Source organism: Polaromonas sp. P1_H6, from assembly GCF_056405195.1.
The window spans coordinates 48,362-63,900 of the sequence record NZ_JBFUCN010000004.1; the positions used below are offsets into that span (position 1 = coordinate 48,362).

Annotated in this window: 15 protein-coding genes; 11 read left to right on the plus strand and 4 right to left on the minus strand. The window is 67.4% G+C overall.

Features of this window, described 5'->3' with window-relative positions; translation table 11 throughout:
- Positions 1-179 precede the first annotated feature (179 nt).
- Positions 180-1,850: a SulP family inorganic anion transporter gene (locus AC1D1F_RS04990; RefSeq protein WP_477678460.1), complete on the plus strand. Its 1,671-nt coding sequence runs from the start codon at positions 180-182 to the stop codon at positions 1,848-1,850.
- A gap of 109 nt (positions 1,851-1,959) precedes the next feature.
- Here the strand turns inward: AC1D1F_RS04990 and bamE are convergent, their stop codons facing one another.
- Positions 1,960-2,481 (minus strand): outer membrane protein assembly factor BamE domain-containing protein, encoded by a 522-nt coding sequence (bamE, locus tag AC1D1F_RS04995; RefSeq protein WP_477677606.1) that lies wholly within the window; start codon positions 2,479-2,481, stop codon positions 1,960-1,962.
- Positions 2,482-2,623: 142 nt separating this feature from the next.
- Between bamE and AC1D1F_RS05000 the strand changes: the two genes are divergently transcribed.
- Genes AC1D1F_RS05000 through AC1D1F_RS05015 form a run of 4 tightly spaced genes read left to right on the plus strand, consistent with a single transcriptional unit; the run spans position 2,624 to position 5,812 of the window.
- The gene (locus tag AC1D1F_RS05000; protein WP_477677607.1) at positions 2,624-2,851 is read left to right on the plus strand and encodes a DUF3460 family protein; all 228 of its coding nucleotides are present in this window, start codon (positions 2,624-2,626) and stop codon (positions 2,849-2,851) included.
- 44 nt (positions 2,852-2,895) lie between these two features.
- Positions 2,896-3,777, plus strand: coding sequence for a segregation and condensation protein A (locus AC1D1F_RS05005; RefSeq protein WP_477677608.1), 882 nt, complete (start codon positions 2,896-2,898; stop codon positions 3,775-3,777).
- 21 nt (positions 3,778-3,798) lie between these two features.
- Positions 3,799-5,412, plus strand: coding sequence for an L-aspartate oxidase (gene nadB, locus AC1D1F_RS05010; RefSeq protein WP_477700663.1), 1,614 nt, complete (start codon positions 3,799-3,801; stop codon positions 5,410-5,412).
- Between the two features lie 40 nt (positions 5,413-5,452).
- Positions 5,453-5,812 (plus strand): 5-carboxymethyl-2-hydroxymuconate Delta-isomerase, encoded by a 360-nt coding sequence (locus AC1D1F_RS05015; RefSeq protein WP_477696344.1) that lies wholly within the window; start codon positions 5,453-5,455, stop codon positions 5,810-5,812.
- Positions 5,813-5,824: 12 nt separating this feature from the next.
- Here the strand turns inward: AC1D1F_RS05015 and pabB are convergent, their stop codons facing one another.
- Genes pabB through nadC form a run of 3 tightly spaced genes read right to left on the minus strand, consistent with a single transcriptional unit; the run spans position 5,825 to position 9,567 of the window.
- The gene (gene pabB / locus AC1D1F_RS05020) at positions 5,825-7,573 is read right to left on the minus strand and encodes an aminodeoxychorismate synthase component I (RefSeq protein WP_477677611.1); all 1,749 of its coding nucleotides are present in this window, start codon (positions 7,571-7,573) and stop codon (positions 5,825-5,827) included.
- 6 nt (positions 7,574-7,579) lie between these two features.
- Complete coding sequence (gene nadA, locus AC1D1F_RS05025; RefSeq protein ID WP_477677612.1) at positions 7,580-8,695, minus strand: quinolinate synthase NadA; 1,116 nt, start codon at positions 8,693-8,695, stop codon at positions 7,580-7,582.
- 2 nt (positions 8,696-8,697) lie between these two features.
- Positions 8,698-9,567 (minus strand): carboxylating nicotinate-nucleotide diphosphorylase, encoded by an 870-nt coding sequence (gene nadC, locus AC1D1F_RS05030; RefSeq protein ID WP_477677613.1) that lies wholly within the window; start codon positions 9,565-9,567, stop codon positions 8,698-8,700.
- A 169-nt stretch (positions 9,568-9,736) separates the two neighbouring features.
- On the opposite strand from nadC, the gene panD reads away from it, so the two are divergent.
- The 6 genes from panD (at position 9,737) to panB (ending at position 15,468) form a co-directional block, all read left to right on the plus strand.
- Positions 9,737-10,117 (plus strand): aspartate 1-decarboxylase, encoded by a 381-nt coding sequence (panD, locus tag AC1D1F_RS05035; RefSeq protein ID WP_007867856.1) that lies wholly within the window; start codon positions 9,737-9,739, stop codon positions 10,115-10,117.
- Between the two features lie 59 nt (positions 10,118-10,176).
- A complete protein-coding gene (locus tag AC1D1F_RS05040; RefSeq protein ID WP_477677614.1) occupies positions 10,177-11,508 on the plus strand; it encodes an adenosylmethionine--8-amino-7-oxononanoate transaminase in 1,332 nt (443 codons plus the stop codon).
- A complete protein-coding gene (gene bioD, locus AC1D1F_RS05045) occupies positions 11,501-12,193 on the plus strand; it encodes a dethiobiotin synthase (protein WP_477696346.1) in 693 nt (230 codons plus the stop codon). Before AC1D1F_RS05040 ends, bioD begins: the two co-directional genes overlap by 8 nt.
- Entirely contained in the window at positions 12,190-13,389 is a 1,200-nt protein-coding gene (bioF, locus tag AC1D1F_RS05050; protein ID WP_477700664.1) for an 8-amino-7-oxononanoate synthase, read from the plus strand. The genes bioD and bioF overlap by 4 nt, the downstream gene beginning before the upstream one ends.
- Before the next feature lie 68 nt (positions 13,390-13,457).
- The gene (bioB, locus tag AC1D1F_RS05055) at positions 13,458-14,477 is read left to right on the plus strand and encodes a biotin synthase BioB (RefSeq protein ID WP_477676547.1); all 1,020 of its coding nucleotides are present in this window, start codon (positions 13,458-13,460) and stop codon (positions 14,475-14,477) included.
- 88 nt (positions 14,478-14,565) lie between these two features.
- Positions 14,566-15,468 carry a 3-methyl-2-oxobutanoate hydroxymethyltransferase gene (gene panB, locus AC1D1F_RS05060; RefSeq protein WP_477676548.1) on the plus strand — a complete coding sequence of 301 codons (903 nt, stop codon included), beginning with the start codon at positions 14,566-14,568 and terminating at the stop codon, positions 15,466-15,468.
- The last annotated feature ends 71 nt before the right edge of the window (positions 15,469-15,539 follow it).

The window sequence follows — 15,539 nt, forward strand, 5'->3', positions numbered from 1 at the left end:
CATGCCGAGGCGTATCCTGACCTAGCCGACAAGCTTTGAGTCAGTAAGCCCCCTAAAAAGTAATCAATTAGGTCTAATTCTCGCCTTTAATGTAACGAATCTTTACATTGCGAACAATGGAAAAAAGTCACGCAAAGGACGCTTCGTCCGACAACTCGCAGCGCCACAATCGGGGACCCATGCACTGGCCCGCCTACCTCGCGTCCTTCCGCCCCCGCCTGTTTTCAGCGCTGGCGGGCTATACGCGGGAGCGCTTTCTGAAAGACGCCGGGGCCGGCGTCACCGTCGGTATTGTGGCCTTGCCGCTGGCCATGGCCTTTGCGATCGCGTCCGGCCTCAAGCCCGAGGCCGGTATCTGGACGGCCATCATCGCCGGCGCGCTGATCGCCTCACTGGGCGGCTCAGCGGTGCAAATCGGCGGGCCGGCCGGCGCCTTCATCGTGATCGTCTACGGCATCCTCGAGCGCTACGGCCTGGCCAACCTGCTGATCGCCACCGCCTGCGCCGGCGTGCTGCTGTTCCTGCTGGGCCTGCTGAAGCTGGGCACGCTGGTGCGTTATGTGCCGGTCAGCATCGTCGTGGGTTTCACCAACGGCATCGCGGTGCTGATCGCGCTGTCGCAGGTCAGGGATTTGCTGGGCCTGGTCGTGCCCAAAATGCCCGCCGATTTTTTCTCGCAGATCAAGGTCCTGGGCGGCCACCTGGACAGCTTCAACCCTTATGCGCTGGGCCTGGGCCTCATCTGCCTGCTGGGCCTGTTCATCTGGCCCCGGCTGTTCGACACGCAGTCGCGCGGCGCCGGCGGCTTCACCATGCGGCTGATACGCATGATGCAGGCGGTCGAGGGCGTGCAGCTCAAGCGCGCCACGCGCATGGCCTCGCGCATGCCCGGCCCCATCGTGGCGCTGGTGACGCTGACGGCCTTCAGCTACGCGCTGTCACTGCCGGTGGAGACCATAGGCACGCGCTTCGGCGGCATCCCGCGCGCCCTGCCCTCCTTTGCGCTGCCGGATTTTTCCTGGGAAACGGTGCGCCTGCTGGTGGCGCCCACCATCACCATCGCGATGCTGGGCGCGGTGGAGTCGCTGCTCTGCGCGCGCGTGGCCGACCAGGTCTCGGGCCTGCCGCGCCATGACCCCAACCAGGAGCTGATGGCCCAGGGCGTGGCCAACTTCGTCGTGCCTTTTTTCGGCGGAATGCCGGCCACCGGCACGATTGCCCGCACCGTGACCAATGTGCGTTCCGGTGCCACGTCGCCGGTCTCCGGCCTGGTGCATGCGCTCACGCTGGTCGTCATCGTGCTGGCCGCCGCGCCGCTGGCCGTGCACGTGCCGCTGGCCGTGCTCTCCGGCATCCTGCTTTACGTGGCCTGGAACATGGGTGAATGGCGCGAGTTCGCCCGCCTGCCCCAGGCCAGCAGCCACTACCGGCTCATCATGCTGGGCACGTTTTTCCTGACCGTGGTCTTCGACCTCACGGTGGCCCTGCAGGTCGGGCTGATCCTGGCCTGCGTGCTCTTCGTCAAGCGCATGAGCAGCCTGTTCCAGGTGGTCGAGGTCTCGCGCGACGCCGACACCGCGAGCTTCCGGCTCTACGGCTCGCTGTTCTTCGGCGCGGTGGCCAAGCTCGATCCCATCTTGAGCGTGGTGGAAAGCGCGCCCAAGGGCCTGGTCGTGCGGCTGGATGTGCAGTCGCTGCAGTCGCTGGACACCTCGGGGCTGGACGTGCTCGAGCAGTTGCACAAGGCCATCGTGCTGCGCGGCGGCCGGCTGGTGGTCGCGGGGCTCAATGCCCAGCCGCTGGCCGTGATGGAGCGCTCCGGCTTCCTGGCAAAAATCGAGACTGTTTAAGAGCCGCTCACAAAGCCCAGCGAAGCGGTCCTGGCTAGGCGCGCCGCCGCAGACAGTGCACCAGCACGGCAAGGCGGCGCAACAACGCCAGGAGGGTTTTGTGAGCGACTCAGCGGGTACCGCCGGAGGGGCTGATGCTCTCCTCGTCCACCGAGGCCGTGCCCTTGACCTTCAGGTCGGCGTCAAACACCACCGTGAAGATGCGCGCCGTCGATGGCGGGGCCAGGTAGCGCCAGTCGTAATGGGTTTCCTGCTTGAGCGCATAGGGCGTGACCTTCATGGGCTTGCCGAGCATCTTGCGCACCTGCTCCATGCGCATGCCGGGCAGCACCTTCTCAAAGTTCTGCGGCGTGAGCACCTGCCTGAGCGCACTCATCTTGCCGTCGGCGCCTATCGTGATCATGTAATTGACCTGGCCCTGCGGCTGGCGGTTGTATTCAAAGGTGCGGGCGCCCGGCGCCGCGGCCGCGCCGGGCAGGGGCGTGTCGGCCATGTCAGCCGCGGTCCAGATTTTTTCGGGCTCGCCGAAGCGGGCGCGCACGTCGGCTTCGGTGGCCACGCCCTCCTCGAGTTCGGCGATGCGCTGCGGGTCGCAGCCCACCAGGCCCAGGACAAATGACAGCAGACCCATACAGGCAAACATCCTTCTTGATGAAAAGGCGGGGGAACCGCCCTTTTGGGCCGGTAACAAGGGCGAAAAGGACGGAAACAAGGAAGGCATGGCAGACCCCGGTAAAATCAGCCCACTATACGTTTCAGGCAGTTTAGACCCCATGGCCCTCCTCAACATCTTCCGTCGCTCCGACTACACCTCCGACACGACGCAATTCATCGACCAGCTCAAGGCCCAAAAGCCCACGCTGGAGGCCGAACAGCGCGCCGGGCGCGCCCTGTTGTGGGACAAGAACCTGAACCGGACCGAGCAGGCCGAATACGGCGAAGCCCGCGTACCCCAGCAGCCCTACGTCTACGGCACCAGCAGCCACCCCAACGGCAAATAAGGGCGCCACAGCCCTTCGCGACGACCGCAGCCGCTGCTTTTTTCATGTCCCAGCCCCATTTCCCTCCCGCTCCCCAGGAACTGCCGCCGGCCGCCGGCCAGGCGCAGCCTGAGGCGCCAGGCACGGACATGCCCGCGGTGATAGACCAGGTCGCGCTGGCCCGCCTGTATGGCGAGCCGCTGTTCGCCATGCCGCACGACCTGTACATCCCGCCGGATGCACTGCAGGTTTTCCTCGAGGCCTTCGAGGGCCCGCTGGACTTGCTGCTCTACCTGATCCGCAAGCAGAACTTCAACATCCTCGACATCCCGATGGCGGCGGTCACACGCCAGTACCTGACCTACGTCGACGAGATTCGCGCCACCAACCTCGAGCTGGCGGCCGAATACCTGCTGATGGCGGCCATGCTGATCGAGATCAAGTCGCGCATGCTGCTGCCGCCCAAAAAAGTGGCCGAGGGCCAGGAACCTGAAGATCCACGCGCCGAGTTGGTGCGCCGCCTGCTCGAGTACGAGCAGATCAAGCTGGCCGCCCACAAGCTCAACGAAGTGCCGCAGTTCGGCCGCGACTTCCTGCGCGCCCAGGTCTATGTCGAGCAGTCGCTGCAGCCGCGCTTTCCCGACGTCAACGTGGTCGACCTGCAGGAAGCCTGGCGCGACATCGTCAAGCGCGCCCGCCTGATCCAGCACCACGTGATCAGCCGCGAAGAACTCTCGGTGCGAGAACACATGAGTATCGTGCTGCGCAAGCTGCAGGGCCGCAAGTTCCTGGAGTTCGAAGAGCTGTTCGACGCCGCGCGCGGCATGCCGGTGCTGGTCGTGACCTTTATCGCGCTGCTGGAGCTCTCCAAGGAAGGCCTGCTCGAAGTCACGCAGGCCGAGGCCTTCGCGCCCATCTATGTGCGCCTGGCGTACACGCCGGCTTAGGCCCCAACCCTTCATCCTTCAATGACACGCTTGCCGGCCCCGCCGCAGCACGCCTTTGACGTCCTCATCATCGGCAGCGGCCKGGCCGGCCTGGCCGCCGCGCTGCTGCTGGCCCCGGGACGGCGCGTGGCGGTGGTCACCAAACGCGAACTCAATGACGGCTCCAGCGCCTGGGCCCAGGGCGGCATGGCCGCCGTGCTGGCTGTAGGCGACACGCTGGCGCAGCACGTAGCAGACACCCTGGTCGCCGGCGCCGGCCTGTGCGACCTGCCGGCCACGCAGGCCGTGGTGCAGGGCGCGCCCGGGGCCATCGCCTGGCTGCGTAAATTGGGTGTGGCGTTTTCTGAAGACGGCGAGCACCCAGGCGAGCTGCACCTGACCCGCGAAGGCGGCCACAGCCAGCGCCGCATCGTGCACGCGGCCGACGCCACCGGCGCTGCCGTGCAGCGCACGCTGATAGAGCGGGTGCGCGCCACGCCGGGCATCACGCTGTTTGAGCACCACATGCTGGTCGACCTCATCACCGACCGCCAACTCAAGCGGTCCGGCAAACGCTGCCACGGCGCCTATGTGCTCGACACGGCCGGCGGCCAGGTGCTGACCTTCGGCGCTGGCCAGACGATTCTGGCGACGGGCGGCGCGGGCAAGGTCTACCTTTATTCAACCAACCCCGACACCGCCACCGGCGACGGCATTGCCGCCGCCTGGCGCGCGGGCTGCCGAGTGGGCAATATGGAGTTCATCCAGTTCCACCCGACCTGCCTCTACCACCCCGAGGCCAAATCCTTTTTGATCACCGAAGCCGTGCGCGGCGAAGGCGGCAAGCTGCTGCTGCCGCCCTCGGCCGGCGGCGGGCGCTTCATGCCGGCGCATGACGAACGTGCCGAACTCGCGCCGCGCGACGTGGTGGCGCGCGCCATCGACTTCGAAATGAAAAAGCACGGCCTGGACTGCGTCTACCTGGACATCTCGCACCAGAGCCCGGCGTTTTTACAGGAACATTTCCCCAACATCCTCAAGCGCTGCCTCGAACTCGGCATAGACATCACGCGCCAGCCGATTCCGGTGGTGCCGGCCGCGCATTACACCTGCGGTGGCGTATTGACCGACCTGCAAGGCCGCAGCGATGTGGCGGGCCTGTATGCGATCGGCGAGACCGCCTGCACCGGCCTGCACGGCGCCAACCGGCTCGCCAGCAACTCGCTGGTCGAATGTGTGGTGCTGGCGCGCGCCGCGGCGACCGCGATTGAAGCCGAAGCCACCGCCGAAACGCCGGCCCTGCCCGCCTGGGACGAAAGCCAGGTCACCGACGCCGACGAGGCCGTGGTGATCTCGCACAACTGGGACGAGCTGCGCCGCTTCATGTGGAATTACGTGGGCATTGTGCGCACCACCAAACGGCTGGAGCGCGCGGCGCACCGCATCGCGCTGCTGGATGCCGAGATCCAGGAGTTCTACGCCAACTTCCGCGTCACGCGCGACCTGCTGGAATTGCGCAACCTGGTGCAGGTGGCCGACCTGATCGTGCGCTCGGCCCATGGCCGGCACGAAAGCCGCGGCCTGCACTTCAGCCGCGATTACCCCGGCATCGCTGAACAGGCCATCCCCACCGTACTGGTGCCGCCCGGAAGCTGATCCTTCCCGATTTTTTATCACTTCCCAATCTGGAACTTACATGCCTCACCTGATCGTTGAATACTCCAGCAACCTGGCCGGCTTCCCCAAGGCCGAAGTGCTGAAGGCCCTGAACCAGGCACTCACCGCCAGCCCTGAAATCCAGGACGAGTCCGACCTGAAAACCCGCCTGGTGGCGCTGGACGATTTTGAGATCGGCAACACGCCGGCCTCACGCGCCTTTGTGCACGCGCAACTGCGCCTGCTGTCGGGCCGCACGCCTGAAGCCAAAAAAGACCTGGGTGCGCGCATCGCCGAAGTGCTGCGCCGCCTGAGCCCCCGGCCCGCCGGCTTGATGGTGCAACTGAGCGTGGAGATGGTGGACATGGACCGCGCGTCCTACGTCAAGGAAAAGCTTTAAGGCAAGCCGGGTTCAGGCCAGGGTCGCGTCTATCCAGCCCCTGAGGCTGTTCACAAAGGCCCAGGCCTCTACCCTTGCCAATTCGTCGACCCGCACGACGGCTTCGCTGAGCCGGCCTTCCTGCAAGGCCAGCGCGCGGCCCACGCCCGGCAGCAGCCCGCAGGCCAGCGGCGGCGTGACCCAGCGGCCGTTCACCCGCATCGCGATGTTGCCGCGTGTGCATTCGGTGATCTCGCCCCGCGCATTCCACAGCACGCAGTCGAACACGTCCGGCGCGGCCGGCGTGAAAGCGTCGTAGTGGGCGCGGTGCGTGGTTTTGAAGCGCACAAACTCACCGTCAGCCGCGTCCAGCGGACGCTCGGCCAGCTGCAAGCGCACCTGGGCCGGCGACGCTTCCATGGCATAGGCCTGGGCGCTGAATTTTCCGTCGGCGTTGAGCAGCAGGCGCACACGCCAGAGGCCTTGCGGGTGCGCCTGTGCCAGATCCTGAAGGCAGGCGTGGGCCTGCGCCGCCTCCCATAGGCGGCCAAAGTGGGCCGCGGAAACCGCCATGCGCGCCAGATGGTGATCCCTGTTGCGTAACCGGCCCGCTTCGAGGGCCAAGGTTTCGAGGACGTCAAAAGGCATGCTGGCACGCTCCAGGAAGGCCCGCTTGTGGCGCCACTCCTGCCATTCACCTTCGGCTACGGAACCCGAGGTGATGCCGCTGCCGATGCCGCAGCGCGCTTCTAGGCCACGCAGGCTCACGGTGCGGATGGGCACGTTGAAAGTCGCCGCACCGCCCGGCCGCAGCACACCGATGGCACCGCAGTACACCCCGCGCGGCCCGCGTTCGAGTTCACGGATCGCCCGCATGGCCCGCACCTTGGGCGCTCCCGTGACCGAACCGCAGGGGAACAGTGCGGCAAACACATCGGCCAGGCTGCAGCCGGCCCGCGTGCGCGCCTCCACGTCCGAAGTCATCTGCCACACCGCCGGCAGGGCCTCGGTGTGAAACAGGCGCGGCACACGCACGCTGAAAGGCTCGGCGATGCGCGACAGGTCGTTGCGCAGCAGGTCGACGATCATCACGTTTTCCGCGCGCTCCTTGGCCGAGTTGCGCAGGGCCTCAGCCTGCGCGGCATCGTCCGCGGGATTGATGCCGCGCGGCGCCGTGCCTTTCATGGGCCGGGCCAGCAGCAGGCCTTCACGCCAGTCAAAAAACAGTTCGGGCGAGACTGACAGCAATTGCTCCTCGCCCATGTCGAGAAACGCCGCATAGCCGCCGGGCTGGGCGCGTTGCAAGGCCTGGAACAGGGCGAGCGCACTGCCGGCATCGCCCTTCAGCGCAGCCCGCATCTGCGCCGTGAAATTGACCTGGTAATACTCGCCGGCGGCAATCGCGCGCTGCAGTTCGGCCAGGGCGGCGTCGAAGGCCGGGCGCGCCATCGCCTCTTGCCATTGCAGCTGCGGCGAAGCCTGTTGTGTCGGCTGCGGCCAGGGCAGCGCCTGCTCATGCACCGCGAACCAGGCCAGCGGCCCGTCGGCCGGGTGCACCACCAGCGCGGCATCAAAAGCGGGGGCGGCCTCGTAGCGCAGGTAGCCCACACACCAGGCGCCGCGCTGCGCCGCCGCCTGCGCGGCATCGAGCACCGCGCGCACCTCTTCGGGCCGATGTGCCACCAGTACTTCGCGCGGCGCGCCGAAGGCCTGCCGCAGGCGCGGCCCGTCGGACTGCTGGGGATCGGCGAAATCGATAAGGGCGGAGAGGCTGCCGGTCACGTCAGATCAGGCCGCGCCTATGTGCGGCACCAGCCCCGCCACCGGCCGCCCCGCCTTGAGGGCTTCGGTAAAGGCCAGCATGCGGTCAATCGGCAAACGGGCGCGTTGGCCCAGCGCCGCATCGACGGTGATTTCATTCGTGCCGGTCTCCAGCACCTGCGCCAGCCCGGCCAGGCCGTTCATGGCCATCCAGGGGCAGTGCGCGCAGCTTTTGCAGGTGGCGCTGTTGCCGGCGGTGGGCGCTTCGATAAAGGTCTTGCCGGGGTTCAGCGTGCGCAGCTTGTGCAGCATGCCGTTGTCGGTCGCGACGATAAATTCTTTGGCATCCATCTCGCGCGCGGCTTTCAGGATGCCGGAGGTGGAACCCACAGCATCGGCCAGCGCCACCACGTCGGCGGGCGACTCGGGGTGCACCAGCACGCGCGCGCCGGGGTGTTCGGCTTTCAGGGCCTGCAGCTCGAAAGCCTTGAACTCGTCGTGCACGATGCAAGCGCCGTTCCAGAACACCATGTCGGCGCCAGTCTCGCGCTGGATGTAGCCGCCCAGGTGCCGATCCGGCGCCCAGAGGATTTTCTGGCCTTGCGCTTTGAGCGCGCGCACGATGTCGAGCGCGCAGCTGGAGGTGACGACCCAGTCGGCGCGCGCCTTCACGGCGGCGCTGGTGTTGGCGTAGACCACCACGGTGCGGTCCGGATGGGCATCGCAGAAGGCGCCGAATTCGTCGACCGGGCAGCCCAGGTCCAGCGAGCAGGTGGCGTCGAGGTCGGGCATGAGCACGCGTTTTTCGGGCGACAGGATTTTGGCCGTCTCGCCCATGAAGCGCACGCCGGAAACCACCAGGGTTTGCGCCGCATGGTCGCGGCCGAAGCGCGCCATTTCGAGCGAGTCCGACACCAGGCCGCCGGTTTCTTCAGCCAGGTCCTGCAGGTCGGGGTGCACGTAGTAGTGCGACACCATGACGGCGTTGCGCGCCTTCAGCAGCTCGCGGATGCGGCTTTTAAGCGCCGCGCGCTCAGCCTGCGTCGGCTCGGCCGGCACGCGGGCCCAGGCCTGGTGCGTGCTGCAGGCGCCCGCCGCTTCAGGCTGCTCGTAGTCGACGCGAATCGGCAGGGTTGCTTGCATGCTCAGGCCGCCTGTGCGTCAAAGCGCATCGAAAAATCAATTGCACGGACATCTTTGGTCAGCGTGCCGATGGAAATCCGGTCCACGCCGGTTTCGGCCAGGACGCGCAGGCCGTCCAGCGTGACACCGCCGGAAATCTCCAGCACGGCGCGGCCGGCGTTGATGCGCACAGCCTCTTTCAGGTCGGGCAGGCTCATGTTGTCCAGCAGCACCATGCGCGCGCCGGCATTCAGGGCCTGGGCCAGCTCGTCGAGGTTCTCGACCTCGATCTGCACAAAATCGGCCTGCGAAGCGACCTCGGCCGCGCGCGCCAGCACCTGGGCAATGCCGCCGGCCGCCGCGATGTGGTTTTCCTTGATGAGCACGGCGTCGTATAAGCCCACGCGGTGATTGGTGCCGCCGCCGGTGACCACGGCGTACTTCTGGGCCAAGCGCAGGCCCGGCAGGGTTTTTCGCGTGTCCACGATGACGGCCTTCGTGCCTTTGACGATGTCGGCGTAAACCGCTGTTTTACTCGCGACGGCGCTTAACAGCTGTAAAAAATTCAGCGCCGTGCGTTCGGCCGACAACAGGGCCCGGGCCTGGCCGCGCACCTCGAACACCACCTGTCCGGCTTCGCAGCGCTCGCCGTCCTTCACATGCCAGGTCAGCTGGGCCTGCGGGTCCAGCTGCCGCACCGTGGCCTCAACCCAGGCGGCGCCGCAGACGACGGCGCTTTCGCGCGCCAGCACCTGCGCGCGGGCCTGGCGGGTTGGGTCTATCAAGCCAGCCGTCAGGTCGCCCGCGCCTATGTCTTCCGCGAGGGCACGGGCCGCGTCGGCCTGGGCCAGGGCGGCCAGCGCTTCGGCCGTGAAATCAAATGACTTTTTCATAAGCAATCTAAGATTGGAAGCACGCCATACCGTGCACTAAACTATTAAATAGAGCCGAAAACTGTCGCAAATGTTACAGCGGCCAGCCAGGCGCCTGTATACCGCGATCCGCGCCCATCCGCCCCACAGTGGCGCTTTGCCTCTTGCCCCATTTTCATCGACGCCCACCATGTTCAGAACCCTGCTCAAATCCAAGATCCACCGCGCCGCGGTGACGCATTGCGAACTCAACTACGAAGGCTCCTGCGCCATCGACGAAGACCTGCTGGACGCCGCCAACCTGGCCGAGAACGAGCAGGTCCACATCTGGAACATCAACAACGGCGAGCGTTTCATCACGTATGCGATACGCGCCGAACGCGGCAGCCGCATCATCTCGGTCAACGGCTCGGCCGCGCGCCGCGCCGCCGTGGGCGACCTGGTCATCATTGCCGCCTTTGCCCAGGTGCATGAGGAACACGTCGCGGGCTTCAGCCCCAAGCTGGTCTTCGTGAACCCGGACAACCGCATCAAGGAAGAGCGCTCCACCATCCCGGTGCAGCAACCCTGAGCCCTTGCGGCCCGGCGATGCCCGAGGCCGCGATCTTTTCCCCCTCATCACAAGGCCTCATGGACAACGCAGCGATGATCCGGCGCAGCCTGCGCCATGTGTGGCACCCGTGCACGCAGATGAAGCTGCACGAGACCCAGCCGCCCGTGCCCATCGCGCGTGCCGAAGGCGTGTGGCTTTACGACTTTGAAGGCAGGCGCTACCTGGACGGCGTCAGTTCCTGGTGGGTCAACCTGTTCGGCCACGGCCATCCGCACATCAAGGCGGCGCTGCGCGACCAGCTCGACACGCTGGACCACGTGATGCTGGCCGGCTTCACCCACGCGCCGGTGGTGGAACTCTCCGAGCGCCTGGGCGCGCTGACGGGCCTGGGCCATGCCTTCTACGGCAGCGACGGCGCCAGCGCCACCGAAATCGCGCTCAAGATGAGCGCGCACTACTGGCGCAACAGCGGCCGACCCGAAAAAAGCCGCTTCATAGGCCTGGCCGGCGGTTACCACGGCGAAACCGTGGGTGCGCTGGCGGTCACCGACATCGCGATATTCCGCGAAGCCTATGCGCCGCTGGTGCGCCTGGCCGCCACCGTGCCCAGCCCCGACGCGCGCGGCGCCCAGGCCGGCGAAAACGCGGCGGACGTGGCACGCCGCGCCGCCGCCAGCTTGCAGGCCTGGCTGGAACAGCACCACGCGGAAACCGCCGCCCTCATCGTCGAGCCCCTGGTGCAGTGTGCCGCCGGCATGGCCATGTACGACGCGGCCTACCTGCGCGAAGCCCGCGCGCTGTGCGACCGCTACGAGGTGCATCTGATCGCCGACGAAATCGCCACCGGCTTCGGCCGCACCGGCACCATGTTCGCGCACCAGCAGGCCGGCATACGGCCGGACTTCATTTGCCTGTCCAAAGGGCTGACCGGCGGCACGCTGCCGCTGTCGGCCGTGCTGACCACCGACACGGTCTACGAAGCCTTTTATGACGACGAGGTGGCGCGCGGATTTCTGCATTCGCATTCCTACACCGGCAACCCGCTGGCCTGCCGCGCCGCGCTGGCCACGCTGGAGCTGTTCGAGCAGACCGACGTGCTGGCGCGCAACGCCGAACTGGCCCAGGCGCTGGACGCGGCCTTCGCGCCGCTCACGCAACACAAAGCCGTCCGGCATGCGCGCCGGCTCGGCATGATCTGGGCCTGGGACGTGGAGCCCGGCAGCCTTCCCCACTTCGCGCGCCGCTACACCCAGCACGCGATGGCGAACGGCGTGCTGCTGCGACCCATAGGCCAGACGATTTACGCCATGCCGCCCTATGTGATGGATGCGGAACCCGCCCAGCACCTGGCGCGCGGCGCGCTGGCGGCGCTGGCGGCCACGCTGGCCGAAGAAGGCGCCCATGGCTGAAGCCGCGCGCAGGCCGATCTCGTTGTTCGTGACCGGCACCGACACCGGCGTGGGCAAGACCCTGGCCAGCGCCGCGCTGCTGCATGCGCTGGCCCGCCACCATGTGCGTGCCGTCGGCATGAAACCCGTGGCGGCGGGCACGGTGCTGCTCAATGGAGAGGACGTCAACGAAGATGTGGTCGCGCTGCGCGCCGCCTCGACCTGCCGCGTACCGCCCGAACTCGACAACCCGGTGCTGTTGCCCGACCCGGTGTCACCGCACATCGCCGCTAGCCGTGCCGGCCGGCCCATCCGCATCGCCGAGCTGGTGGACTGCCATCGCCGGCTCGCGCAGCTGGCCGACGCCGTGGTGGTGGAAGGCGCGGGCGGTTTCCAGGTGCCGCTGTCGGACAGTGAAACCGGCGCCGACCTGGCCCAGGCTCTGGGCCTGCCCGTGGTGCTGGTGGTGGGCCTGCGGCTCGGTTGCCTGAACCATGCGCTGCTGACCGCCGATGCCATACGCGCGCGCGGCCTCACGCTGGCGGGCTGGGTGGCCAACCACGTCGATGCCACCATGCTGGCGCAAGAAGACAACATCGCCTTTCTGCGGCAAAAACTGCAGGCGCCGCTGCTGGCCACCATTCCCCACCAGGCCGTGCCCGACCCGCGCGCGGTCATCTTTGAGCTTCCCCCCGCATGGCAATGACGACCGCTTCCTGGCTCGATGAATTCCCGGCCCGCCTGGCTGAGCTGGACAGCGCCCACCTGCGCCGCCGGCGCCGTGAGGTCGTGCCCGAAAGCGGCGCGCGCCTGACGGTGGACGGCCAGAGCATGCTGGCCTTTTGCAGCAACGACTACCTGGGCCTGGCCACCCACCCGGTCCTGGTGCGGGCGGCCTGTGAAGGTGCGCACGCTTATGGCGTGGGGGCCGGCGCCTCGCCGCTGGTCAGCGGCCACAGCGCGGCCAATGCGGCGCTGGAGCGCGAACTCGCGGCCTTTGTGGGCCTGCCGCGCGCTCTGTATTTTTACGCGGGCTACGCCACCAACATCGGCATCGTGCCGGCGCTGGKGGGCGCCGGCGACGCGATCTTTTCTGATGCGCTCAACCACGCCTGCCTGATCGACGGCGCGCGGCTGTCGCGCGCGCAGATACACCGCTACGCACATGCCGACCTCGATGCGCTGGCGGGAGAACTCGCGCGCAGCACCGCGCCGCGCAAGCTGGTGATCAGCGACGCCGTCTTCAGCATGGACGGCGACAGCGCCGACATCCCGGCGCTGCTGGCGCTGTGCGAGCGCCACGACGCCCTGCTGCTGCTGGACGACGCCCACGGCTTCGGCGTGCTGGGCCCGCAGGGCCGGGGCAGCCTGGCCGCCGCCGGCCTGCATGGCGCGCGGGCCTCGCGCCGCGTGCTCTACATGGCCACGCTGGGCAAGGCTGCTGGCGTCGCCGGCGCCTTTGTGGCGGGCGACGAGGCGCTGGTCGAATGGCTGCTGCAGAAAACCCGCAGCTATATATTTGCCACCGCCTCGCCCGCGCTGCTGGCCAGCGCCCTGCGCGCCAGCCTGCAAGTGATTGAGCAGGACGAATGGCGGCGCGCGCACCTGCAGCGCCTCATCGCGCGCCTGCGTGATGGCCTCACGGCAAGCCTTGAGGGCAGCGGCTGGCAGCTGTCGGCCTCGCAAACCGCCATCCAGCCACTGCTGATAGGCCCCAATGACAAAGCCCTGGCCGTGATGGACGGCCTGCGCGAGCGCGGCATCTGGGTGCCGGCGATACGCCCGCCCACCGTGGCCGAAGGCACGGCCCGGCTGCGCATCGCGCTGTCGGCCGCGCACAGTGACGCCGACGTCGACCAATTGATTGAAGCCCTGGGCGCGCTGGAGCGGCAGGCCGCTTGATCGTTACACCTCATCGCCCCCATCTCTTCAGCTAGACTCCAAAACCCACGCTTCGGAAGGAAGAACACATGTCCCACGCCGCAGAACAAACCGTCACCCTGCACCGCCCCCGCGCCAAAGCGGCGCCAGCCCCCGCCGGCGACCAACGCTGGAGCGTTGACGCCATCGAAGCGCTGTTCAACCTGCCCTTCCCTGAGCTGATGCACCGCGCGCAGACGGTGCACCGCGAAAACTTCGACCCGACGCGCGTCGAGTTCGCCACCCTGCTGTCGGTCAAGACCGGCGGCTGCGCCGAAGACTGCGGCTACTGCCCGCAGGCCGCGCGCTACGACACCGGCGTGGAAGCCAGCAAGCTCATGGAGCCCGCCGAAGTGCTGGCCGCCGCGCAACGCGCCCAAGCCGCTGGCGCCACGCGTTTTTGCATGGGCGCGGCCTGGCGCTCGCCCAAAGACCGCGACATCGAAAAAGTCGCCGAGCTGGTGCGCACCGTGAAGGCCCTGGGCCTGGAAACCTGCGCCACGCTGGGCATGCTGGAAGACGGCCATGCGCAAACCCTGCAAAGCGCGGGCCTGGACTACTACAACCACAACCTCGACAGCGCCCCCGACTTTTACGGCGACATCATCACCACGCGTGACTACCAGGACCGCCTGGACACGCTGGCACGCGTGCGCAGCGCGGGCGTCAAGGTCTGCTGCGGCGGCATCGTCGGCATGGGCGAGACGCGCCGCCAGCGCGCCGGCCTGGTGGCCGAGCTCGCCAACCTCACGCCCTACCCCGAGTCGGTGCCCATCAACAACCTCGTGAAGGTCGAAGGCACGCCGCTGGCCAACCAGGCCGACCTGGACCCGTTCGAGTTCGTGCGCACGATTGCCGTGGCCCGCATCACCATGCCGACCGCGCGCGTGCGCCTGTCGGCCGGCCGCCAGCAGATGGGCGACGGCGTGCAGGCCCTGTGTTTCCTGGCTGGCGCCAATTCGATTTTTTACGGCGACAAGCTGCTGACCACCGGCAACCCCGACACCGAGGCCGACGTGAAGCTGCTGGAACGCCTGGGCATGAGCCGCTCGGCGCCCGAAGTTCGGTAACACGCACAGCTTGTCTGGGCTCTCTAAATCGCGTGCAAAAAAGCGCGGCGAAGCTGGTTAGACTCTCGCTAAATTCCGGATCGCGCCCATGACGTCTCCTTCCAATACCCCCAACACCTCCGCCACGCCTTACGGCACGCTGCCGCCCTCGTCCACGCCGTCGGCGCGCAAGCCGCTGAGCCTGCCGCGCCTGCGCGAAATGCATGCGCACGGCGAAAAAATCACCATGCTGACGGCCTACGACGCGACCTTCGCGGCCGTGGCCGATGCGGCGGGCGTGGAGTGCATCCTGGTGGGCGATTCACTGGGCATGGTCTGCCAGGGCCTGACCAGCACCGTCGGCGTGACGCTCGAGGCCATGCGCCACCACACCGAATGCGTGGCCAACGGCCTGCGCCGCTCGCAGGCCACGGCCTGGCTGATAGGCGACCTGCCCTTCGGCAGCTACCACGAGTCCAAAGAGCAAGCCTTGCGCAGCGCCGTGGTGCTGATGCAGGCCGGCGCCCACATGGTCAAGCTGGAAGGCGGTGGCTGGACGGCCGAGACCGTGCGTTTCCTGGTCGAGCGCGGCATTCCCGTCTGCGCCCACCTGGGCCTGACGCCGCAGACCGTGCATGCGCTGGGCGGCTACCGCGTGCAGGGCAAGGGTGAAGAAGCCGCCGCCACGCTCAAGAAGCAGGCGCGCGAACTGCAGGACGCCGGTGCCGCCATGATGGTGCTGGAGATGGTGCCCGCGGCCCTGTCGGCCGAACTCACCAAAGAACTCGCGCACTGCGCCACCATAGGCATAGGCGCGGGCAGCGGCACGGCCGGCCAGGTGCTGGTGCTTCACGACATGCTGGGCATGAACCTGGGCAAGATGCCGAAGTTCGTGCGCAACTTCATGGAAGGCCCGGACAACAAAAGCGCCAGCGTGCGCGGCGCCATGGAAGCCTATGTGCGCGCCGTCAAGGACGGCAGCTTTCCGGTGAACGCCACGCATGCGTGGTAACGGTTTTTCTCCTTCCCCCACTGAGGGAAGGCGGGGATGGGGGCGGCTGGCACTGGTAGCAGCCGCCGGGT